This window comes from Bacillus luti, from assembly GCF_001884105.1.
In the GTDB taxonomy this organism is placed as follows: Bacteria; Bacillota; Bacilli; order Bacillales; family Bacillaceae_G; genus Bacillus_A; species Bacillus_A luti.
In genome coordinates, this window is record NZ_MACI01000078.1 from 108,063 (window position 1) to 130,445 (window position 22,383).

Here is a 22,383-nt window from a genome sequence, read left to right on the forward strand (position 1 = left end):
GGTAAATAAAGATGGAACAATCAAAGGGTATTAAGATTGTCTTTTTAATGTGTCTAGGTATCTTTCTTTGTATGATTGATACGACAATTATGAATATAGCTTTACCGGCAATACAATCGAATGTAAATACTTCATTAGAAAAGATGTCTTGGGTATTAAATGTATATACAATGACGATTGCAGTACTTGCTATTCCGTTAGGACGGATAGCTGATATTTTTGGGAAAGCAAAGATGTATATTCTTGGTTTGATAATTTTTGGTGGTGGATCAGTACTTTGTGCTTTTGCTAATACGGGTGATTTTCTTATCTTTTCTCGCTTTATACAAAGTGTAGGTGCAGCGATTTTATTTCCAACTAGTATGGTAATTGGTGTATCAGCTATGCCATTAGCTAAGAGGCATGTTGCACTTGCGATTTTAGGGGTAACGCAAGGACTATCAGCTGCGATGGGACCGGTAATAGGCGGAATTATTACACAAAATTTCGGTTGGAGATGGGTGTTCTTCGTTAATGTTCCAATTTGTATTCTTGGAATCATTTTATGCTGCATTATGTTACAAATAAAAAATGAAGAACGTATCATCTCAAAAATAGACTGGATAGGACTACTATTAAGTAGCACAGCAATTTTTTCTTTTACTCTCATATTAGTAAAAGGCAATACATGGGGATGGCAAAGTAATATAGCTTTGTCTTGTTATGTAATTAGCACTATTTCTCTTATTCTATTTGTTTTAGTAGAACGAAAGATTCATAATCCAATGGTGAATTTAAAGTTATTTCAAGATCGAATGTTTGTTGGAGCATCTATCGTTGTAATATTAAGTAATTTATTTTTAATTGGAGTAACTGTATTACTTCCAACGTTCTTGACGAAAATACAAGGTCGAACGGAAATTGAAGCAGCTTTTTTAGTGACACCTATTTCAGCAATGATATTTTTTGTCTCACCAGTTGCAGCAACATTAATTAGAAAGCTTGGCAAAGTAACTATTATTTTGTCAGGATTTCTTGTTATGGGTTTTTCCTACTATTGGTTCCAAATGATTGACGTCAATTCAACAAATATAGAAATTATTATTCCATGTATGATATTAGGCGTTGGATATGGTTTAGTAGTGGGACCAATTACTGTTTTAAGCGCATCTTCGTTTGAAGGGGAATTGTTAACTGCTTCTCAAAGTGTCGTATCAATGTTGCGGCAAGTAGGAATTGTATTAGCGGTCGCAATATTTGTATCTAACTTAACTCACAACTTAACTGTAAATAAAGAGAATGTATATCGTTATGCAGAAGAAAAAGTAGGAAATATTCATGTGGATCGTACTCAGCAAACTGAGATATTACAAATGACAAAAGAAAAAATAGAGAATCAAAGTATAGAAACGAATGTAGAAAAGCATCAAAATGAAACATTTGTAGGGTTAAATAAAGAGAAAAAAGACGAACTAATTCACCAAAAAGTAGATGAAGTATTAAATGCTGTTCCAGTAGAATATAGAGACATAAAAAGAGAAGAAGTTATGAATCAAGTGATAAAGGAAGTTGAAAAGCAAGAGGAAATTGTAAAGAAAGAGGCACTCGCATTTTCAGATGACGTGAAGCATTATGCTAAGAATCAGATGGCGATGAGTTTTACAGATTTATATAAAGCGAGTGTACCAATTATTTTAGTTTGTGCTTTAGTAAGTTTGTTATTTTGGGAAGGAAAGACTTTGAGTAAAAAGAGAAGGGGAAGAGTGGTAGAGGAAGCGTAAAAAACAGGCTAATAGCAGCCTGTTTTTCTTTACGCTAGTATGGAAAATCTGGGTTTAATTCGTTAAACTTATGGCTATAATGCCTCTTATTATTAAAGCCAACAAAATCAATTCCGACACAAGGCTCTAAATTGCCGTCTACAATCGTAGAATCCACGAAGCTAAAATGCTTTAATTTAGGTAGCTCTTTAATGAATTGTAGATTTTGTATGTTACCACAACCTGATAGAATGAGTATTTCTAAATCTGTTAAATAACATAAATAGTCGTGATTTTTCATTTTACTGCAATGATCGAATTCGACGTATTTTAATGTTGAAGCGTTTTTTTCAATCTCATCAATATGTTCTAAATTTCTTAAATAATTGAGTTCTAATTGCTTTAATTTAGGGAATGCTCTACATCCTTTTAAGGAGTTAATGTTTCCTTGTGTAATTCTTAGTTTTTCAAGTTTTCGTAAAGGTATTAATTCTTCAAGATTTTTTTGTTTCGGCTTGTATTTCCAAATGTATAGTTCTTTTAAGTTAGGACAAGATTCGAACCCTGTAATGTTTTTATTCCACTGTATGTAAAGTTCCTCTAAATTTGTAAAGCTTTCTAGTTCCGTTAAGTTTAGTGGGACTTGAGGTTCGTCTAGTGCTAAAGATTTTAAGTTTTTTAATTTATATAAAGCTGAATAATCAGTAATATATGTACTACCAATGTGTAAGCTTTCAATTTGTGGGCAGTGTTCTAGAAAATTAATATGGTTCAAACTATACCTAAGATCATTAATGTAAATATCGGTAAAGTTGTTTGTATTAATGAAGTGTACGTACTCATCCAGTCTATTTTCATGAATTTGTACGGTGCCATCCATAACTAAAAAGTTTTGTGGTTTCTTTTTAAAAGAGATAAGACGATTGTGACATTGACTACATAATTTAAAAGATTGGTTTGATTTGTCGAAATCTATGGCATTATGTATCGGATTATGTTTGCAAGCTTCGCATAGTTTTAGGTGTTTTTTCATTGTGTTCTCCTTGCATATTGTGAATAGTAATATTTTTAATATAGCATGGGAGAAGACGAATTTGGTTAGAGAGTTTTTTAGAATGAAAGAGAAGAATGGCAAATGCCATTGAATATGTAACGTTAAACATAGTACATTAACAAGAGGGTTTAATTTTAAAGGGGGGATGAGGAATTGTTGGAGAAGGCGGGGGCTTTAAAAAGTAATCGTATGTATACAGAAGAAGAGCAACAAAAACTATATAAACGAACATTAATAATCGTAAGTATTTCGCAAATGTTCGGCGGGGCAGGGTTAGCTGCTGGAATTACAGTAGGTGCACTTCTTGCGCAGCAAATGCTCGGCACAGATGCATATGCAGGATTACCGGCAGCTATGTTTACGTTGGGATCTGCAGTAGCAGCTTTTATTGTAGGAAAGTTATCACAAAAACATGGTCGCCGCATAGGGCTTGCAGCAGGATTTATAGTAGGTGGATTAGGTGCTATTGGAGTTGTATTGGCAGCTATAACAAATAGTATTATGCTTTTATTAGTCTCTTTACTCATATACGGTGCAGGTACAGCTACAAATCTACAAGCTCGTTATGCTGGTACAGATTTAGCGAATAAGAAGCAACGAGCAACTGCTGTTAGTATTACGATGGTCATGACGACTTTTGGTGCAGTCGCAGGTCCAAATTTAGTAGGTGTAATGGGAAGGTTTGCTCATTCAATTGGAATTCCTGAACTTGCTGGTCCATTCATATTATCAGCAACAGCATTTATACTTGCGGGTCTTGTCCTTTTTGTTATGCTTCGTCCAGATCCGTTACTTATTGCTAATATGATAGAAGCATATAAACAAGAACATACATATAAAGGGCAACCGGTAACAGAAGAAGTGAAAGAAAATAAACGAGGCATTACCGTTGGAGCAATCGTAATGATACTTACTCAAATTGTGATGGTTGCCATTATGACGATGACGCCAGTTCATATGGGACACCATGGCCACGGTTTAAGTGCAGTAGGTCTTGTAATTGGTTTTCATGTAGGTGCAATGTATCTTCCATCTCTCGTTACGGGAATGTTAATTGATAAAATTGGAAGAACTACGATGAGTATAGCTGGTGGAGTAATTTTACTAGCAGCAGGTGTCATAGCTGCGATAGCACCGAGTGATTCTTTAATACTATTAATTGTTGCCTTGTCTTTACTTGGATTAGGATGGAACCTCGGTTTAATAAGCGGTACGGCTCAAATTGTTGATGCAACTATCCCTTCTACACGTGCAAAAACACAAGGGAAGATAGATGTGTTTATTGCGTTAGCGGGAGCTTCAGGCGGAGCGATGTCAGGAATGGTAGTAGCGAATTCAAGTTATGCAGCATTGTCATTAGCTGGAGGAGTGTTAGCGTTATTGCTTATTCCTGTTGTTATATGGTCTCAAAAAGGGGCAAGAAATTAAAGAGAGGTTCTAGTTACTGACTAGAACCTCTTTTTATACACTTAAATTAAATCCCACTCTACAATAAGCCCTAAATGCGTAAGCCCACCACCGAATCCATATAGTAAAAGTGTGTCTCCATTATTTAATCTTCCTTCTTTACTAGCCAAATCTAGTGCAAGTGGAATAGAGACGGAAGATGTATTCCCCATAAATTCCACACTCGTTAATGTTTTTTGCATTGGAATTTGAGATTTCTCACAAATAGATTCGATCATTCGTAAGTTAGCGCTATGGGGAATGAACCAGTCTATATCATCTATTTGCATATTTACGGTATGTAATAGTTCTTTTATACCTGCTGGCATCGTGCGTGTTGCCCATTTATATACTTCTCTTCCATTTTGAACGATTTTTTCATTTGTTTGCAGTGGTGTGTCATTCATAGTAGTAGATAAGTTTGTTCTGTATAGGTGAATTCCGCCGTCACCATTTGTTCCCATGTGAGCGGCGATAAAGCTTGGTTTTTTTTCATCTTTTTCTAATAAAATAGCTCCAGCGCCATCACCGAATAAAATACAGGTCGTTCTATCGGTGTAATCAGTAACTTTAGATAATGTCTCTGTCGCTACGACAAGTACTTTTTCATGTGATCCAGAAGTAATCAAGCTATTCCCAACGTGCAAGCCATATGTGAAACCAGCGCAAGTCGCATTTAAATCAAAAGCTAGTGTATGAGGTATGTTGAAGTGTTGTTGTATTTGACACGCGACACTAGGAAAAACATAGTCAGCAGTTGTTGTAGCGACGATGATACAGTCGATATCTTCTAAGTTCTTTTTAAATGTTGTACATAAATTTTGAATTGCTTTAATGGCTAAGTGGGAGGAGTATTCGTCTTCGCAAGCAATTCTTCTTTCCTTCATTCCTGTTCGTTGTACAATCCATTCATCATTCGTATCGATCATCTTTTCTAAATCATTATTAGATAATATTTGATCTGGAACATAAGTACCGATTGCAGTAATACGAGATTTAGAATGCATAGGAACATCTCCTAACTTATTTTTATAACCTGATACTAATATCAGGTTATAAAAATGTCAATTAGGATTTTTCATTTAATGAAATCATTATATTCTAATAAAACGAAAAGGGATTTGAGGAGTGATGTCCAAATAAAATACGGAAAGCTCCTAAAATTGATAATGAAGGGGTTTGAGATTCTTGAAAAGAATCATATATGTATTGTCTCTAGTTTTGATTTGTAGCTTTATTTATTTTATTTTACCAGAGAAGTCTTACGCTTGTGAGTGTATGAAAGCAGCACCAGAAGAGAGGTTACAAAAAAATGATGTAGTGTTTGAAGGTAAGGTATTAGAAGTTCAAGAGAAGGACGGAAAAATGGAAATATTATTTGAAGTGAAGAAAATTTGGAAAGGGACAAGTTCTTCACAAGTTATTGTATATACAAGTTTTAGTAGCTGTACATTTCCTTTTGCGGAGGGAGGAGAGTATTTAGTTTTTTCTTCTTATAGAGGAGAAGGAAAGTTAGAGACATCTATCTGCAGTGGAACGAAGAGATTAGATGAGGCAGAGATTGAGAAAAATGCTTTAAGTCATATTGCAAAAGAGTCTGTTCCGACGAAGAAAGTGGATTTAAAAGATGGGATGGTGAGCAGTTTAAGTTGGTGGCAAATTGCTATCATTTCTGTTGGTCTATTAATCATTGCTTTTGTTATTTTTGTTGTGAGAAGAACGCGCAAAAAATGACGATTAAAGTAAATATATAAAGATTTTCTTTCTGTTTCTATAGGTGGTTTAATCCTTGTGAAAGCGAATTACTTATGCTACACTTTATGTAACTTAAAATGAACGGAGGGGCTTCCTTTGATCTTAATCAGATTACGTCTCAATACTTTGTGCCAATAATTGAATAGCGCTCAAAGGCTCTGTCTGTGTGCAGAGTGAACGGGATTGGTCTGCCTATTTTAAAGGAACCCTTTATTAAGCTTATATGTGAAAAAGAGGGAGGGACGAATACGCCCTCTTTTTGTTTTGCCTTTATAAATAGAATGGGATCGTATAGGTGAACACTTATTGTGGATACGTATATGATTTTGAGGCTTATTGACTATGAGATAGGATGAAAGTATAGCTTTCTCCTGTTTGTTTGGTGAACCCTTATCCGTTTACGAAAACACAGGCAGTGACCTGTGTTTTTTATTTTACGTAATCGAAATGGAGGAATTAATATATGGAAGAATTATTACAAAGAGCAGTTTTAGTTGGAGTAAATTTAGGTAATGAAGATGATTTTGCTTATTCGATGGAAGAGTTAACAAATCTTGCAGAAGCTTGTGATGTAGAGGTAATTGGGCAAGTAACGCAAAATTTACAACGAGTAAATCCGTCACATTATATTGGAAAAGGAAAGATTGAAGAAGTAGCAGCCTATGTTAATGAAGTAGATGCGAATATGGTCATCTTTAATGACGAATTATCTCCTTCACAAATTCGAAATTTAGAGGCGGATTTAGATTGTAAAGTAATTGACCGTACCATATTAATTTTAGATATTTTTGCGCAACGTGCGAAAACGAAAGAAGCGCAGCTACAAGTAGAAGTAGCACATCTTCAATATATGATGCCTCGTTTAATCGGTCTTCGTGAGTCGTTAGGAAGACAGAGCGGCGGCGTTGGTACGAAAAATAAAGGTGTCGGTGAGAAGAAATTAGAGTTAGACCGTCGTAAAATTGAAGAACAAATTTCAGTTTTAAATAAAGATTTAGAAGCACTTGTTGCACAGCGTCAGACGCAGCGAAAGCAACGTAAGAAAAATGAAATTCCTGTTGTAGCATTAGTAGGTTATACGAACGCAGGAAAGTCAACGACGATGAATGCCATGCTTGAAATTTATAATGGTACAGAAGAAAAACAAGTATTTGAAAAAGATATGTTATTCGCAACGTTAGAAACATCTGTACGAAATATTGATTTGCCAGATAACAAATCATTCTTATTAACAGATACAGTTGGATTTGTAAGTAAATTACCGCATCATCTTGTGAAAGCATTCCGTTCAACATTAGAAGAAGTAGCGGAAGCAGACTTACTTATTCACGTTGTAGATTACGCAAATCCAAATTATGAACAATTAATTGAGATTACAAATGAAACGTTAAAGAAAATTGGAGTAGAAAATATCCCAACCATTTATGCTTATAACAAATCAGATATGGTAGATGTTGAAATTCCGAAAGTACAAGAAGACCGTGTTTATTTATCAGCTAAGAAACATGTTGGAATGGAAGAGCTTGTTGAAATGATTCGTTCACACATTTATAAAGAGTATACGAAGTGTGAAATGTTAATTCCATATGATCAAGGACAGGTGGTTTCTTATTTCAATAATCATGCGCACGTTCTATCTACGAGTTATGAAAACGAAGGTACGAAACTAGAAGTAGAATGTAAGACGAGTGATTACGAAAAGTATAAGCGTTTTGCGATATAAAAAAAGGCGATCCTGATATGTTTTAGGATCGCCTTTTTTGCGTAGATGCAAGCTTACCTATTGTCCTAACTTAGTATAAAAGAGTTTATATGAAAAAAATCTGATGAAACAGATGTGAAAAATATGTTATTTCAGAAGTGATATTTCTGGAAAAAGAAACGAAACCAGTATAGAATAGAAATGTTTCAAAAGTCAGAATTTATTATGGTTAAAGTTTTATTTTATTACACTTAATGTAATAAATATATTTTGTACAGGAAGGAGCGATTCATATATGCAGGCAGCTTCACAAAAAAACACAGTAGAAACACCGACAATATACCGAATATTATTTGCGATTAGTTTCGGACACTTTCTAAATGATTCGATGCAAGCAGTTGTACCGGCGCTGTTTCCTATTTTGGAAAAAACAATGAATTTATCCTATATGCAAGTGGGATGGATTGCATTTGCGTTAAATATGACGTCATCCATTATGCAGCCGGTTTTTGGTATGTATTCGGATAAGAAGCCATCACCATTTTTATTACCGCTCGGTATGTTTTCGAGTATGCTTGGAATGATTGGACTCGCGTTTGCACCGAATTTTATTATTGTTATTATTTCTGTTTTATTTATTGGATTAGGTTCCGCAGTCTTTCATCCAGAAGGTGCTCGAGTTGCCTATATGGCAGCAGGTGCAAAACGAGGGTTAGCACAAGCGATTTATCAAGTGGGAGGAAATACAGGGAATTCTCTGGCTCCTATTTTTACAGCATTAATTTTCGTTCCGCTCGGTCAAATTGGATCTTTAGGTTTTACTGCATTTGCAGCGGTAGGAATTGTATTATTAATTTTCGTATCAAATTGGTATAGGAATGAATTAGCAACTGGCGCTGTGAGAAGAAAAAAGAGAGCTGCACTTGAGGCAGAAAATGCGATTGTAAGTACACATATTAAATTTGTTATTTTACTTCTTGTTTTTCTTACTTTTGTACGTTCTTGGTACGGTGCTGGTATTGGGAATTTCTATCAATTTTATTTAATTGAGCATTATGGTCTATCTATAAAAAATGCCCAGTATTTCGTATTTGCATTTATGATTGCCGGTGTGTTAGGAACTTTCTTTGGTGGTCCACTAGCAGATCGATTTGGAAAGAAAACAATTATTGTATTTTCAATGCTTGGTTCAGCGCCGCTTGCACTTTTACTACCTCATGTTTCTCTCGTGTGGGTCGTACCGTTATTTTTATGTATCGGGTTTATTAGTTCAAGTAGTTTTAGTGTAATTGTTGTATACGCGCAAGAGCTTGTACCTGGAAAAGTAGGGATGGTATCTGGATTAATTGTAGGGCTTGCGTTTGGACTCGGAGCTTTAGGATCTGTAGTTCTTGGGAAATTGGCGGACATATATAGTCTACAATTCATTATGTTACTATGTAGTTGTCTACCATTAATTGGACTTACTTCATGGCTATTACCAAATGATAAGAAAACGATAGAATAGGGGATGCACTATGAAATTATGTGAAAACGTAACAGAATTAATAGGAGATACACCTGTTGTCCGATTATCTAAATTTGTTCCAGAAGACGCAGCAGATGTGTATGTGAAATTAGAAATGTTTAATCCGTCACGTAGTGTGAAAGACCGTGCTGCCTATAATTTACTGCACGTTGCAGAAGAGAATGGTCTTATTAAACCAGGAGATACAATTATTGAGCCAACAAGTGGAAATACAGGAATAGGCTTAGCGATGAACGCAGCCGCTAAAGGGTATAAAGCGATTTTAATTATGCCAGATAATATGTCAAAAGAGCGTATAAATTTATTGAAAGCATACGGAGCAGAAGTAGTTTTAACACCGGCAGAACAAAGAATGCCAGGAGCAATTGCGAAGGCGTTAGAATTGCAAAAGCAAATTCCAAATAGTTTTATTCCGCAACAATTTGAAAATCCAGCAAACCCGAATATTCACCGTTATACGACTGCACTTGAAATTTACGAACAAATGGATGGAGAGCTTGATGCTTTTGTTGCAACGGCAGGAACTGGTGGAACGATTACAGGGACTGGGGAAACGTTAAAAGAGAAACTACCAAACTTATATATTGCAGTAGTAGAACCAAAAGGATCACCTGTTTTATCAGGCGGTGTTCCGGGTCCTCATAAACTAGTAGGAACAAGTCCAGGGTTTATCCCGAAAAACTTAAATACAGAAGTGTATAACGAAATTATTCAAATTGCAGACGAAGAGGCTTTAACGACAATGAGAAACTTAGCTAGACAAGAGGGGTTATTAGTTGGGCCATCTTCAGGGGCGTCTGTTTACGCAGCAATTATGATTGCAAAACGATTAGGCGCTGGTAAAAAAGTTTTATGTATTGCACCTGATACAGGTGAACGTTATTTGAGTATGGGATTATTTGAATGAAAATAATTGAAACAGCTTAATCGTGAAATTGTCACGATTAAGCTGTTTGTTTTAGGGTGTAAAGAGGGGGAGAATGACAATGAAACTATTAAAACCAATGCATGAATATAGTGAACAAATTATGGAGTATCGAGAGGCGTTTTTACATGCTGATGAACAACCACATGGCAGTAGTTCTTTACAAAATTTTGATGTACTTGGTGGATGGTTTGAAAAAGTGAGTATACAAGAAGTAGGAGAAAACTTACAAGCTAATCGAGTACCATCTAGTCAATTTTTAAGTTTTGAAAAAGGGGAACTTATAGGTTTTGTGAATATTAGACATCGATTAAACGAAGAATTATTGCGGGAAAGTGGTCATATTGGATATAGTGTCCATCCGAATAAACGTCGCCAAGGTTATGCGACAAAACAATTAAAACTCGCATTAGGTGAAGCGCAAAAGTTAGGGTTGCAGAGAGTGTTAATAACTTGTGATAAAGTTAATATCGCATCGGCTAAAACGATTCAAAAGGTTGGCGGTGTGTTAGAAGATGAAGTGTTTTCTTCTCATACAGGCGAAATTGTTCAGCGTTATTGGATAGAAATATGATCTAGTAGGAACTTGAAAAGGTAATATCGAAATAGATAAATGAAAAAGTAATGATGTACTGCAATTTTAGGGGGAAATGAAGTGGGGTTAAAAGAGAAAGCAATAGAAATGTCGGAGATTTATAGAGGAAATCCGAAAGTGGAGTCTATTATTTTAGCGGGTTCAGTAGCAAGAAAATTAGAAGATGAACATTCAGATATTGAATTACATATTTTATGGTCAGAACCACCAGCGGATGAAGATCGTAGGGCTCCTATTAATAGTATTGAAGGGACAGTTTTGTCCTATCATCCTTATGAGGAAGAAGAGTGGTCGGAAACGTATTTGACGACAGAAGGAATTAAATTGGATATTAGTAATTTTTTAACAGTGACCGTAGAAAATGTTATTTCAGAAGTTGTAGAACGTTATGATATAAATTATGAGAAACAATGTATTGTATCATCGGTTCATGATGGTGTTAGTTTGTATGGAGAAGAGAAAGTGAATGAATTAAAAGAGAGAGTTGTAACATATCCAGAAGATCTAGCGAAACGGATGATTTCAGAAAATCTTTGGTTAAGCAATCGTTGGCATAATCGAGAGGCTCTTTTAAAACGAAAAGATTGGCTTATGCTATATGATGTTATTTGTGAAGTGCAAAGAAATATATTTGGGACCTTATTTGGTTTGAATAAAATGTATGTGCATCATCCTGCATTTAAATGGATGCAGTATAATGTGGAACGAATGAGTATTAAGCCTGAAAACTTATATGAGCGTATGGCGAATACGTTGATGGAGAAACCGGAGTATAGTGTGCAGGAGTTAGAAATGTTAATAAAAGAGGTATTATATTTAGTAGAACACCATGCTCCAGAATTAAATATTGCTGAGCAACAAAAACATATTCAATATGCAAAATAAAAAGAAGAGATGTAACAATGAGTTACATCTCTTCTTTTTATTTTACTAATTTCCCCAATACAGGTAAACGTTGAATACGATCACCAAGAATATGTGAAGCAAGTCCACTTGTTAATACGAATAAAAGGTAAACAACCCCTCCTACAGCGCCACATATAAATACAATAAGCAGTGATTCGATATAAGATTGTCCAGGGATTAACCATTTTAAAATTACTTTTAATGCAATTACAACAGCAGACATCGCCGCTGAGTAAATCGTAATAAGAAATACTGTTTTTGCTGTCTCGCCAATTTTAAATTTCGCAAACTTAACGATGCAGTACAACATAATAACATTGGAAACGAGGTATCCAAGAATTGTTCCAAGTACAGCACCATGTCCACCGAATAAATGTAAGAGCGGTGTGTTCACTAAAACCTTAACGAGAATACCGGCTGAGAATGCAATCATTGTTTTTCTTTGATAATCAATTCCTTGTAATATAGCTGCTGAAACTGTGAAAATTGCACTTAATATAGCAGAAGGTGCAAATGAAATTAAATATTGTGATCCATCAAGTGCAATTTTAGGATCTACATAAACCATGCGGAATGCATCATAAGCGATACTAGCAAGACCGAATGCAGCTGGGATCGTGAAGAATAATAATACTTGGAATATCTTTGAAATTTGTTCTTGTAATTCTGCTAGTTTCCCGCTTGTATAAGATTTCGTTATAGCCGGAATAATTGTTAACGAGAATCCAGTTGCAAGTGAAGCTGGAATCATAATTAACTTTTGTGCATAGTTCGTTATATAAGCGAACACTGCATTCGCTGTTTCTAACGGCTCTCCCATTGCTCTAAGGACATCAGCTACAGTATATTGATCTACTAATGTATAGAGCGGAATTGCAATACCGACAAAGACAATTGGGATTGCGTATCGAAGTAATTCTATATAAATATTTTTTAACGGAATATTGGATGCTCTTGATTTTAATTCGCCTTCGGGAGGTTTTAATCGGTTATATTTTTTCCAGTACATCATTAGAATAGAAACGCTGGCAAGCGCCCCGATAACAGCACCAAACGTAGCAACTGCAACAGAAGAAGCTACTGAACCCCCTAATAGTTTTGAGACGATAAAACTGCCGACTAAAATGAAAACAACACGCGCAATTTGTTCTACCACTTGAGAAACAGCACTAGGTTTCATATGTTGGAAACCTTGGAAATAACCACGGGTAACACTCATAGCTGGTACAATAATAAGTGCGAAACTTAATGCTCGCATCGTAAGTGTTACATCGGCAATAAATTGTGGATCTGGTGTTTTCGAGCGAATAATAAATTGTGATATATACGGTGCTCCAATAAATAAAATTAAAAATCCTAAAAAGCCCATAAACAACATCAATTTTACGCTCGAGTTATACAATTTTTTACTTGTACTATAATCACCAAGCGCATTATGTTTTGCAACAAATTTGGAGACGGCAATAGGAATACCAGCTGTTGAAAAGCTTAATAAAATACCGTACCAAGAGTATGCATATCCATATAAAGCAACCCCTTGCGTTCCAACTAATAATTGAAAAGGGAAGAAGTATATAAATCCTAAAATACGTGAAATCATTGTGGCACCGCTTAATAAAGCAGTTCCTTTTAAAACTTTTGACGTAGACAAAACTCTTTCCTCCTACTCACGCTATCTTACATTCATCGTATACTACTATAAACCTGCTAGAGAAGTTAATACAGTATAAACCATAAATGTTCTAATACTATTCATTTAAAAGTCATATTTTGAATGTTTAAATAGATTGTAATACATAAAAATTCAAAATATAAGTTGACACTATTTTTAATGTATGATAAAAATGATAGTAATCAATTCGGAAAATAATATTTGGGCAATGAAAGGGTATAGTAGTGAATATCTCCCTATTTCAGAGAGCTGATGGTTGGTGTGAATCAGTATATAGATTATTCATGAAGTTCGTCCTGGAGCATCTTTCATAAATCTCACATTGTGAGGAAATGAAAGACGGTAGTTTATACCGTTATCAAATAAAGTGGTGAAGATTGTTTCACAACTAGGGTGGTACCGCGATATTTATCGTCCCTACGTATTTACGTAGGGACGTTTTTTATTTAGGTCCTAACTTTGTTGTGGCTTCATAACTAGGGTGGTACCGCGATAATTTTATCGTCCCTACGTATTTGCGTAGGGGCGTTTTTTATTTAGGTCCTAACTTTGTTGTATCTTCATAACTAGGGTGGTACCGCGATATTTTTGTCGTCCCTACGTATTTACGTAGGGGCGTTTTTTTATTATTAGGGAGGAAGTGAACGTATTAGAAAAGAGTATTGATAGAACAATATAAATACTGAACTGAAACAAAGAAAAAGAGACAGAGAGGAGATTAACAAATGAATTCACAGCAATGGACATCGAAATTAGGTTTCGTATTAGCTGCAGCAGGTTCAGCAATTGGTCTTGGAGCGATTTGGAAATTCCCATATATGGCCGGCATTGGAGGGGGCGGTGCGTTCTTCCTTATTTTCATCGGTTTCACATTATTAATTGGATTACCGCTATTATTAGCTGAATTCGTTATTGGAAGAAGCACACAAAAAGAGGCCGTTGATGCGTACAGAGAGATTGCTCCTAAAACGTTATGGCCGTGGTTAGGTAAATTGGGGATTGTAACTTGTTTCATATTACTTTCTTTCTACAGCGTTGTAGGAGGTTGGATTTTATTATATTTATGGAATGCAATTACAGGTAGACTATGGGAAGGAAATGGGGCATACGAAGCTACGTTTGGTGAAATCATTTCCAATCCGTATTTAGCAGTTGGATCACAGCTATTATTCATCCTTATTACTATTTTTATCGTAAGTAAAGGTGTACAAAATGGTGTTGAAAAAGTAAATAAATATTTCATGCCAGCATTATTCGTTTTATTCTTTGTATTAATTGTTCGTGCACTTACATTAGACGGTGCTGGAGAAGGAGTTCGCTTCTTCTTACAACCTGATTTCTCAAATGTAACGTCAGAAATTATTTTATATGCAATGGGGCAATCGTTCTTCTCACTATCAGTTGGTGTAGCAGTAATGGTAACGTATAGTTCATACTTACCGAAAGAAGAAAGTTTACCACGTTCGGCATTTTCAATCGTAGCTTTAACGCTTGTTATTACATTACTTGCAGGACTTGCGATCTTCCCAGTTGTATTCGCATTTGGAATGGAACCATCTCAAGGACCGGGGCTATTATTTATCGTATTGCCAGCTATTTTCAGTAAAATGGCGTTCGGAAAATTATTCTTCATCGTTTTCTTATTACTATTCTTCTTTGCTACTATTACATCAGCAATTTCGATGTTAGAAATTAGCGTTGCATCTTTAACTGCAAAAGGTAAAGGGAAACGTGAAAAAATGGCTTTAATCGTTGGATTATTAATCTTCGTTGTTGGGGTACCATCAGCATTATCATTCGGTTTGTTAAGCGATGTGAAACCATTTGGAAAAACAATTTTTGATTTAGCAGATTATACGGTTAGTAACATACTAATGCCACTTGGCGTATTGCTGGTTTCCATCTTCGTTCCTTTAAAAATGAAGAAAGATGTATTAATGAAAGAGCTTGGTGTAAGTAAAAATAAAGGCTATAAATTATTCGTATTATGGTTATTCTTACTTCGCTATATTGCACCAATTGCAATTATTATCGTATTCCTAAATGTACTTGGAATTATTTAATAAGAAAGGTAGCGTATCGTGGTATGATACGCTACCTTTTTATTTTGCTCTTTTTTGCAATTCATTTACTGTTACGAACTGATATCCCTTCTTAGATAAAGAGTCTAAAATACCTTCAATGGTCTGTAAATTTTCATTAGATTCATCATACATAGAGTGTAATAAAATGATAGAACCTGGTTTTACATTTTTATTAACGTATGCAATCTTATCGGCCGCAGATTTATAAAACGTATCAGGCTCAAGATCCCATGTAATCGTTTCGATATTGTTTTTATTTAAATAATAGGGCAGACCAATTAGCTTTTTTCCGTTAGGTGGTCTAAAATCAATTGCGCCTGTAAATCCTGTTTGGCGGATTAATGAATTCGTTTTTTCTATTTCTTCTTTAATAAAAGATGGTGTTTTAAAAACCATTCTGTTATGAGAGTATGTATGGTTTCCAACTTGGTGCCCAGATTGTACGATAGCTTTTCCTAACGATAAATTTTTCTCTAATTCATTTCCGATTAAAAAGAAAGTAGCTTTTGCATTGTATTTATCTAGTAGCGGTAATATTTGTTTTACATTGTTAGTAGGACCATCATCAAAAGTTAAAGCAATCACTTTTTCATTTGTTTCTACGCGATTTGTTAAATCTCCAAATAATTGAAAGGTCCTGGCATTCATCAATTTGTATGTTCCGAATAATGCTACAGTAATAATGAATAATGTAGCGATTGTAATGATTATTTTCTTTTTCATAAAGCAACCTCACTATACTTTTGTATTGGACTAAAAAGTATTATATCAAACTTAGTAGTTTCGTGCGTTAAAAAGGATGTGGATGCAAGTGGAAGGAATTTATCATATAATAAAATGTAAAAGGTATATTAGGAGGTGTTTACATGGCGATTATAATTCAATTGCCGGACACTGCAACGTCTCATGCAAAGCCAAGTATGGAAATGGCGATACTTTGCGTGAGGTAGACAAGTAATATACAATCGCCTAAATGAGCTCGTATCATTTTTATATTTGGCTTTGCACCTTATTGAAATGAACCATAAAAAATAAGGGGCGAGCAGAAATGAAATACGTAAAAGCTGCGACAGTTTTACCAGAAAGTTTAATTACTGAAATTCAAAAGTATATACAAGGTGAAACAATTTACATTCCAAAACAAGAAACGAAACATTATAAATGGGGTACACGATCAGGCGGAAGAAAACAACTTGATGAAAGAAATAAAGCAATTAAAGAAGCGTTTAAAAGTGGAATTGCTATTCATCAACTTGCAGAAGAGTATTTTCTTTCTGGAGAAACGATTAAAAAAATTGTGTATTCCAAATGAAAATAAAAGAGTCTAGTTCAAATGTTATTTTGAACTAGACTCTTTTTGCTTTTTATATATTGGATATATTGTGTATGAATGGGAAAGATAATAGAAAAATGTGCCGTTTTTTTACTAAATAGAATATTTGAGTGAAAAGCAGAAAGGTGAGCAGCTATGAATCATATTGGACAAATAACGATAGAGCTTTTAGTTGGCTTTTTTGTGCTGTTAATTGCTACGAAAATATTAGGGAAAACACAAATATCTCAGCTAACACCCTTTGATTTTATTTCTGCTATCGTCCTAGGTGAGCTCGTTGGAAATTCAATATATGACCCTAAAATTAAAGTGTGGTCTATTTTATATTCAGTATTTGTATGGGTAATTTTAATTTATACAATAGAAGTGATAACGCAAAAAATAAGAGGAACAAGAAGGTTTTTTGAAGGGTATCCTTCAATTATTATTCGTAACGGAAAGATTGATCGTGACCAATTAAGTGTAAATCATTTGGACATTAACCAATTACAACAAATGCTTAGGCAACAAAAAGACATATTTTCAATCCGAGAAGTTGAATATATGATTTTGGAACCTAATGGGAATATAAGCGTTCTGAAAAAGAGCAAATACGAATCTCCCACTATAAATGATTTAAGTTTAAAACATAAGCCTGTATACTTACCCATTTCATTAATTAGTGATGGGATAGTAGTTAAGGATAATTTGAGGGAAGCAGGTTTTGATGAAGGATGGCTATATAAACAAATAAAGCAAAAAGGGATTACTAAATTTGAAGACGTATTATATGCGGAATGGAAAACAGATGATGGTTTCTTTTGTCAGGAAATGAATCGTTAGAACATAATCAGAGTATGTAATTTTCATTTCTAAGTTATCTTTTACATATCAAAGAACGTAATCATTGTATACAATAGAACTAGATTAACAATTTGTATGGAGTGATAAAGATGGAAGCTTTTATTAGAAGTGATCAATATAATTTTATAAAATCACAAGCGTATATTTTAGCAAATGGACATGCAACGGCAAATGATAGAGGAGTAATTCAAGCGTTAAAATCACTTGCGATTGAAAAGATAATACATGTATTTGAGAATTTAACGGATGAACAGACAGAGTTAATTGATACGGTATTAACAGTTCAAAATAGAGAAGATGCAGAATCGTTCTTAATGAAAATAAATCCGTATGTCATTCCGTTTCAGGAAGTTACAGCGCAAACATTAAAAAAGTTATTTCCTAAGGCGAAAAAGTTAAAACTACCTGATATGGAAGAATTGGATATGAAAGAATTATCTTATTTAAGCTGGATTGACAAGGGATCAAATAGGAAATTTATTATAGCGAAAAATGATAAAAATAAGTTTGTTGGTCTGCAAGGAACGTTCCAAAGTTTAAATAAAAAGAGCATTTGCTCATTATGTCATGGGCATGAAGAAGTAGGAATGTTTTTAGTTGAAATTAAAGGTGATGTACCAGGAACTTTCGTTAAAAAGGGAAACTATATTTGTAAAGATGGTGTAGCTTGTAATCAGAATATGAAGTCGCTTGATAAATTAAACGATTTTATTGAGAGATTAAAGAAATAAAATGGAAAACCTCTAGTACTTAAACTGGAGGTTTTTATTTTGGAAGAAGTAATAATTGGCTTCTTTTGTAGTTGTAGATTTATAAAAAAAGTCCGGTCATTTATAATGTGATTGGATAAAAACATCTATTTGGATACAGTTGCTTATATGCAAGGAGGTAAACATGAATTATATTTCACCGAAAGAAGAAGTGTTACAAGTGAAACGGTGGCCGAAAGATACGATAGCAGCAGGTCGTGGTCATACCGTTGCTCTTAAATCGGATGGTACGGTTGTGGCAGTGGGACGAAATAAAGAAGGAGAATGCAATGTAAGCGGCTGGCGAGATATTGTAGCAGTCGCAGCGGGCAATGTTCATATGGCGACGAATACGGGTAATGCTCATACAATCGGTCTTGCATGTAACAGCACTGCGGTAGCTGTGGGGTGGAATAAGCATGAACAATGTGATGTAAATGACTGGCGCAATGTTGTAGCGGTTGCGGCGGGATGGCGTCGTACCATTGGGCTTAAACCAGATGGCACGGTAATAGCTGTGGGGCGAAATAAAGAAGGAGAATGTGATGTAAGTAGCTGGCGAGATATTGTGGCAGTTACGGCGGGTGACTGGCACACAGTCGGTCTTAAATTGGACGGCACAGTGACGACTGTGGGGAATAATCGATATGGCCAATGCAATGTAAGTGGATGGCGAAGTATTGTGGCGTTGGCAGCAGGTTATCTTCATACAGTTGGCCTTAAACGAGACGGTACGGTAATGGCAGTGGGTAATAATAAACATAACCAATGCGACGTAAGTGATTGGCGAGGTATTGTAGCGATAGCAGCTGGTACGAATCATACAATCGGCCTTAAATCAGACGGTACAGTGGTGGCAGTGGGTTGGAATGAGTATGGTCAATGTAATGTAAGCGATTGGCGCGACGTTGTAGCGATAGCGGCTGGTTGTGCGCATACGGTTGGCCTTAAATCAGACGGCACGGTGGTCGCGTTGGGCAATAATGAATTTGGTCAATGTGATGTAGGTAGCTGGCACAACATTCGATTGCCTGGCAAATAGTCAATTTACAATAAATCATTAGTAATATTATTCTATTTTAGGAGTAATTATGGAATAGGATATGTAGAAAATAATTAAACTTAAATCTGCTAAATAAGAATCCCTTTTGAAAAGGGATTCTTATTATTTTTCGTAAAATGAGGGTCTAAATGGAATTTTTGAATAAACTTTATTGCAAAGTTACAGTAGAAGAGATAAATAAAGTATAGGGGAGATAAAGGAATGTTTAAAAGGTTTTTACTTTCTTTACCGGATGTTTTACTTATATGTATCGTTCTCTACATAACATATACCAATTCTTTTAGTTTTGGACAGATGTTAGTAATTTCAATTGTAATCGGAATAATAGGTGCTCTTATTACAAGAATATGTAAGGATTTATTTACTTTCATCTGGTGGACAATTAAACAAAAGAAATCTTGAATATGTTTAATTGTGATAAGGAGAGATAAAATGACTAATAAAAAGAATAGAGTTAAAAACGAGATAATACTTTGGACATTAACAGCGGTTGTTCTCATAATTGTATGGTACTTTTTTCAAAAATAAAAACGCATCGCACTTTGAAATGAAAGCACGATGCATTTTTATTATTTTTTTTGCCAATTTTCTTTAATAAAATCTTCACGACCAGATTCCTTTTGCTCAGTAGCATATTTCTCTGGATTTTTTTTATAAAAATGTTGATGGTATTCTTCAGCCTCATAAAAAGGTGCAGCTGTGCGGATTTCAGTTACGATTGGATCTTTAAACATACCGCTTTTTGCAAGAGCTTGTTTTGATTTTTCAGCAAGCTCTTTTTGTGTTTCATTCTGATAAAAAATAGCAGTGCGATAAGATGGACCACGGTCAAAGAATTGTCCACCATCATCAGTCGGATCGATTTGAGGCCAATATAAATTTAGTAATTTTTCATATGGGAAAATAGAAGGATCGAATGTAATTTGAACGACTTCTAAATGTCCAGATGTTCCGGCTTTTACTTGTTCGTATGTTGGATTTTCGATATGACCACCTGCATAGCCGGAAAGTACTTTGTGAATACCAGGAAGTTCATCAAATGGTTTTACCATGCACCAAAAGCAACCACCTGCGAAGGTTGCGAGTTCGTATGTTTTTTCAGACATTACTATAATCCTCCTAAATATATATGTTTTATATAGTATTATACAATCTTTTTTATTGCGCAATAAAAAAGATTTAGAAGTAAAGAAAAATTGAAATATATTTCTTTATAAAGTCTTTAAAATTCCTTCAAAGTTTCTTTTTTTCTGAGTGTTATTATGTAAATCGAAGTGAATATGTGAGGTGATAGGCAATGAATCTACGTATGAAAATTAATAGTTTACAACAAAAAATGAAAGAGAGACTAATATGAAAAAGGAATTTATACAAAGCGATTTAAGAAATATATTGATTGCGGCATGCTTACTATTAGGGTTAGTTATTTTCGGATATTTTTTAATAAATAATTACCCAGGTACAAATGAAAAAAAGAAGTTAACAGATGCAACATCTACTTCAGAATCAATTACATCTCTTGCTAATTCAGTTGCCAAAAAAAAGGTTACAAAAACTTTTAATATTACGGCGAAAGTAGCAAGCGTAGATTTGGGAAATGGGAAAAAGGTAGATGCGTGGACATTTGATGGAACATCACCGGGCACTCAAATTCGAGTTAAACAAGGTGAACGTGTTGTTGTAAATTTGAAAAATGAATTGTCAGAACCAGTTACAATCCATTGGCACGGATTAGATGTTCCTGCGGCGGTAGACGGTGTTCCAGGTGTTACGCAAAATGCTATAAAACCAGGTGAAACATATACATACGCATTTAATGCTGATCAGGTGGGGACATATTGGTATCATTCACATCAAAAAAGTGCAAAACAAACGGAGCGGGGACTATTTGGAACCATTGTTATTGAACCGAATAAAGCAGCTGTAAAATATGAAAAGGATTATACAGTGGCAATCCATGAATGGAAAGCAGGAGACATAAAAACCCGTAAGCATAATGGCGAACAAGATAAAGATTGGGATAGCTATCCTAGCAATCATATTCGAAATGAAAAGGCGCAAACTTTAGAAGGACCGTTAATGATGCCAAGTAATGATCAACTCAAAGATTTATCTGATGGAGATGATTACGATGTATTTACATTAAATGATACAAGTGAAGGGCTACAATTAGATGCAAAACCAGGTGAAATAGTACGCCTTCGCTTAATTAACGCCGGGAATAATACGCATTTAATGACATTAGTTGGGGCACCATTTCAAATTATCGCATTAGATGGTCGTGATATAAAAGGTGGGGACGAGCTAGATAAAGCAATTCTTCCGATGGGAGCTGCACAACGTTATGACCTTGTTTTTAAAATGCCGGAAACAACGAGTGTAAAACTTATTAACGTTGATCCATCTAAGAAAATGAATCGAATGTTAACAGCAACTATTGGGAGCGGTTCTTTGCCGAAAGAACCTATTGATATAAAGAGTTATCCATGGTTTGACTTTACGAAATATGGAGAAAAAGGAGTTGGCAAGTTTACGATAGATTCAAAGTTTACAAAGGTCTATGATATGGATTTGGCAGAAGGTGTGAAAGATGTAAATGGACAAGAAAAATGGGTCTATACGATTAATGGAAAGACATCACCTGATATTCCGCCCATTAAAGTAGAGAAAGGAGATAAAGTTAAGATTCGCTTTAAAAATAAGGGGGAAGAAATTCATCCGATGCATTTGCATGGACATACATTCCAGGTTATTTCTAAAAATGGTAACCCGATGGAGGGAAGTCCGATTTACTTAGATACAGTTAATATTTTTCCAGGAGAAGAATATGAAATTGCATTAGAGGCAAATAATAGTGGACTATGGATGGTTCATTGTCATCATCTCGTTCATGCGGAAAAAGGAATGCATACAATGATGAATTATGAGGGAGTAACTACGCCATTTTCTACCGGAGATCATTCGGGTAATCATCCAGAATAATAATACG

General features: G+C 34.9%; 19 protein-coding genes, 1 pseudogene and 1 other annotated feature. Of the genes and pseudogenes, 15 read left to right on the forward strand and 5 right to left on the reverse strand.

Annotated elements, in window-relative coordinates; genetic code table 11:
• Positions 1–11 precede the first annotated feature (11 nt).
• Positions 12–1,760 carry an MFS transporter gene (locus BAQ48_RS19145; protein ID WP_071712391.1) on the forward strand — a complete coding sequence of 583 codons (1,749 nt, stop codon included), beginning with the start codon at positions 12–14 and terminating at the stop codon, positions 1,758–1,760.
• A 34-nt stretch (positions 1,761–1,794) separates the two neighbouring features.
• Here the strand turns inward: BAQ48_RS19145 and BAQ48_RS19150 are convergent.
• Positions 1,795–2,655, reverse strand: a pseudogene (locus BAQ48_RS19150) (leucine-rich repeat domain-containing protein); the annotation flags it as partial.
• 291 nt (positions 2,656–2,946) lie between these two features.
• Here BAQ48_RS19150 and BAQ48_RS19155 point away from each other — a divergent pair.
• The gene (locus tag BAQ48_RS19155; protein WP_071712392.1) at positions 2,947–4,221 is read left to right on the forward strand and encodes an MFS transporter; all 1,275 of its coding nucleotides are present in this window, start codon (positions 2,947–2,949) and stop codon (positions 4,219–4,221) included.
• Between the two features lie 41 nt (positions 4,222–4,262).
• On the opposite strand, the gene BAQ48_RS19160 is transcribed toward BAQ48_RS19155, so the two are convergent.
• Positions 4,263–5,246, reverse strand: a complete 984-nt coding sequence (locus BAQ48_RS19160) for a ketoacyl-ACP synthase III (protein ID WP_071712393.1) — start codon at positions 5,244–5,246, stop codon at positions 4,263–4,265.
• 181 nt (positions 5,247–5,427) lie between these two features.
• Between BAQ48_RS19160 and BAQ48_RS19165 the strand changes: the two genes are divergently transcribed.
• The 6 genes from BAQ48_RS19165 to BAQ48_RS19190 all read left to right on the forward strand — a co-directional run bounded on the left by BAQ48_RS19165 (position 5,428) and on the right by BAQ48_RS19190 (position 11,629).
• Positions 5,428–5,973, forward strand: coding sequence for a cobalamin biosynthesis protein CbiN (locus BAQ48_RS19165; protein WP_071712394.1), 546 nt, complete (start codon positions 5,428–5,430; stop codon positions 5,971–5,973).
• A 484-nt stretch (positions 5,974–6,457) separates the two neighbouring features.
• Entirely contained in the window at positions 6,458–7,717 is a 1,260-nt protein-coding gene (gene hflX, locus BAQ48_RS19170; protein ID WP_071712395.1) for a GTPase HflX, read from the forward strand.
• A gap of 274 nt (positions 7,718–7,991) precedes the next feature.
• The gene (locus tag BAQ48_RS19175) at positions 7,992–9,203 is read left to right on the forward strand and encodes an MFS transporter (protein WP_071712396.1); all 1,212 of its coding nucleotides are present in this window, start codon (positions 7,992–7,994) and stop codon (positions 9,201–9,203) included.
• Positions 9,204–9,213: 10 nt separating this feature from the next.
• Entirely contained in the window at positions 9,214–10,131 is a 918-nt protein-coding gene (gene cysK / locus BAQ48_RS19180; protein ID WP_071712397.1) for a cysteine synthase A, read from the forward strand.
• 79 nt (positions 10,132–10,210) lie between these two features.
• Positions 10,211–10,723, forward strand: coding sequence for a GNAT family N-acetyltransferase (locus tag BAQ48_RS19185; RefSeq protein WP_071712398.1), 513 nt, complete (start codon positions 10,211–10,213; stop codon positions 10,721–10,723).
• A gap of 81 nt (positions 10,724–10,804) precedes the next feature.
• Positions 10,805–11,629, forward strand: a complete 825-nt coding sequence (locus BAQ48_RS19190; protein ID WP_071712399.1) for a DUF4037 domain-containing protein — start codon at positions 10,805–10,807, stop codon at positions 11,627–11,629.
• Positions 11,630–11,666: 37 nt separating this feature from the next.
• Here BAQ48_RS19190 and BAQ48_RS19195 read toward each other — a convergent pair whose 3' ends face one another.
• Positions 11,667–13,301, reverse strand: coding sequence for a putative polysaccharide biosynthesis protein (locus BAQ48_RS19195; protein WP_071712400.1), 1,635 nt, complete (start codon positions 13,299–13,301; stop codon positions 11,667–11,669).
• Positions 13,302–13,521: 220 nt separating this feature from the next.
• Positions 13,522–13,744 (forward strand) — a binding site (T-box leader).
• A gap of 303 nt (positions 13,745–14,047) precedes the next feature.
• Between BAQ48_RS19195 and BAQ48_RS19200 the strand changes: the two genes are divergently transcribed.
• Positions 14,048–15,385: a sodium-dependent transporter gene (locus BAQ48_RS19200; protein ID WP_071712401.1), complete on the forward strand. Its 1,338-nt coding sequence runs from the start codon at positions 14,048–14,050 to the stop codon at positions 15,383–15,385.
• A 39-nt stretch (positions 15,386–15,424) separates the two neighbouring features.
• On the opposite strand, the gene BAQ48_RS19205 is transcribed toward BAQ48_RS19200, so the two are convergent.
• Complete coding sequence (locus BAQ48_RS19205) at positions 15,425–16,129, reverse strand: polysaccharide deacetylase family protein (protein ID WP_071712402.1); 705 nt, start codon at positions 16,127–16,129, stop codon at positions 15,425–15,427.
• A gap of 325 nt (positions 16,130–16,454) precedes the next feature.
• On the opposite strand from BAQ48_RS19205, the gene BAQ48_RS19210 reads away from it, so the two are divergent.
• From BAQ48_RS19210 to BAQ48_RS19230, 5 genes are all read left to right on the forward strand, one after another.
• The gene (locus BAQ48_RS19210; RefSeq protein ID WP_000878308.1) at positions 16,455–16,718 is read left to right on the forward strand and encodes a CD3324 family protein; all 264 of its coding nucleotides are present in this window, start codon (positions 16,455–16,457) and stop codon (positions 16,716–16,718) included.
• 156 nt (positions 16,719–16,874) lie between these two features.
• On the forward strand, positions 16,875–17,561 hold the full coding sequence (locus BAQ48_RS19215) for a DUF421 domain-containing protein (RefSeq protein WP_071712403.1): 687 nt from the start codon (positions 16,875–16,877) through the stop codon (positions 17,559–17,561).
• A gap of 110 nt (positions 17,562–17,671) precedes the next feature.
• The gene (locus BAQ48_RS19220) at positions 17,672–18,313 is read left to right on the forward strand and encodes a FusB/FusC family EF-G-binding protein (RefSeq protein ID WP_071712404.1); all 642 of its coding nucleotides are present in this window, start codon (positions 17,672–17,674) and stop codon (positions 18,311–18,313) included.
• 163 nt (positions 18,314–18,476) lie between these two features.
• Complete coding sequence (locus BAQ48_RS19225; RefSeq protein WP_071712405.1) at positions 18,477–19,373, forward strand: RCC1 domain-containing protein; 897 nt, start codon at positions 18,477–18,479, stop codon at positions 19,371–19,373.
• A 222-nt stretch (positions 19,374–19,595) separates the two neighbouring features.
• Positions 19,596–19,796 carry a hypothetical protein gene (locus BAQ48_RS19230; protein ID WP_071712406.1) on the forward strand — a complete coding sequence of 67 codons (201 nt, stop codon included), beginning with the start codon at positions 19,596–19,598 and terminating at the stop codon, positions 19,794–19,796.
• A gap of 167 nt (positions 19,797–19,963) precedes the next feature.
• On the opposite strand, the gene msrA is transcribed toward BAQ48_RS19230, so the two are convergent.
• Complete coding sequence (gene msrA / locus BAQ48_RS19235) at positions 19,964–20,500, reverse strand: peptide-methionine (S)-S-oxide reductase MsrA (protein ID WP_071712407.1); 537 nt, start codon at positions 20,498–20,500, stop codon at positions 19,964–19,966.
• A 247-nt stretch (positions 20,501–20,747) separates the two neighbouring features.
• Between msrA and BAQ48_RS19240 the strand changes: the two genes are divergently transcribed.
• Positions 20,748–22,376, forward strand: coding sequence for a multicopper oxidase family protein (locus tag BAQ48_RS19240; RefSeq protein WP_071712408.1), 1,629 nt, complete (start codon positions 20,748–20,750; stop codon positions 22,374–22,376).
• Positions 22,377–22,383 lie beyond the last annotated feature (7 nt).

Excerpts from the sequence above, each read along its gene's own strand:
- BAQ48_RS19145 (WP_071712391.1), top strand. The coding sequence starts at position 12 with ATGGAACAATCAAAGGGTATTAAGATTGTCTTTTTAATGTGTCTAGGT.
- BAQ48_RS19160 (WP_071712393.1), bottom strand. The coding sequence starts at position 5,246 with ATGCATTCTAAATCTCGTATTACTGCAATCGGTACTTATGTTCCAGAT.
- hflX (WP_071712395.1), top strand. The coding sequence starts at position 6,458 with ATGGAAGAATTATTACAAAGAGCAGTTTTAGTTGGAGTAAATTTAGGT.
- BAQ48_RS19175 (WP_071712396.1), top strand. The coding sequence starts at position 7,992 with ATGCAGGCAGCTTCACAAAAAAACACAGTAGAAACACCGACAATATAC.
- cysK (WP_071712397.1), top strand. The coding sequence starts at position 9,214 with ATGAAATTATGTGAAAACGTAACAGAATTAATAGGAGATACACCTGTT.
- BAQ48_RS19185 (WP_071712398.1), top strand. The coding sequence starts at position 10,211 with ATGAAACTATTAAAACCAATGCATGAATATAGTGAACAAATTATGGAG.
- BAQ48_RS19200 (WP_071712401.1), top strand. The coding sequence starts at position 14,048 with ATGAATTCACAGCAATGGACATCGAAATTAGGTTTCGTATTAGCTGCA.
- BAQ48_RS19205 (WP_071712402.1), bottom strand. The coding sequence starts at position 16,129 with ATGAAAAAGAAAATAATCATTACAATCGCTACATTATTCATTATTACT.
- BAQ48_RS19210 (WP_000878308.1), top strand. The coding sequence starts at position 16,455 with ATGAAATACGTAAAAGCTGCGACAGTTTTACCAGAAAGTTTAATTACT.
- BAQ48_RS19215 (WP_071712403.1), top strand. The coding sequence starts at position 16,875 with ATGAATCATATTGGACAAATAACGATAGAGCTTTTAGTTGGCTTTTTT.
- BAQ48_RS19220 (WP_071712404.1), top strand. The coding sequence starts at position 17,672 with ATGGAAGCTTTTATTAGAAGTGATCAATATAATTTTATAAAATCACAA.
- BAQ48_RS19225 (WP_071712405.1), top strand. The coding sequence starts at position 18,477 with ATGAATTATATTTCACCGAAAGAAGAAGTGTTACAAGTGAAACGGTGG.
- BAQ48_RS19230 (WP_071712406.1), top strand. The coding sequence starts at position 19,596 with ATGTTTAAAAGGTTTTTACTTTCTTTACCGGATGTTTTACTTATATGT.
- msrA (WP_071712407.1), bottom strand. The coding sequence starts at position 20,500 with ATGTCTGAAAAAACATACGAACTCGCAACCTTCGCAGGTGGTTGCTTT.
- BAQ48_RS19240 (WP_071712408.1), top strand. The coding sequence starts at position 20,748 with ATGAAAAAGGAATTTATACAAAGCGATTTAAGAAATATATTGATTGCG.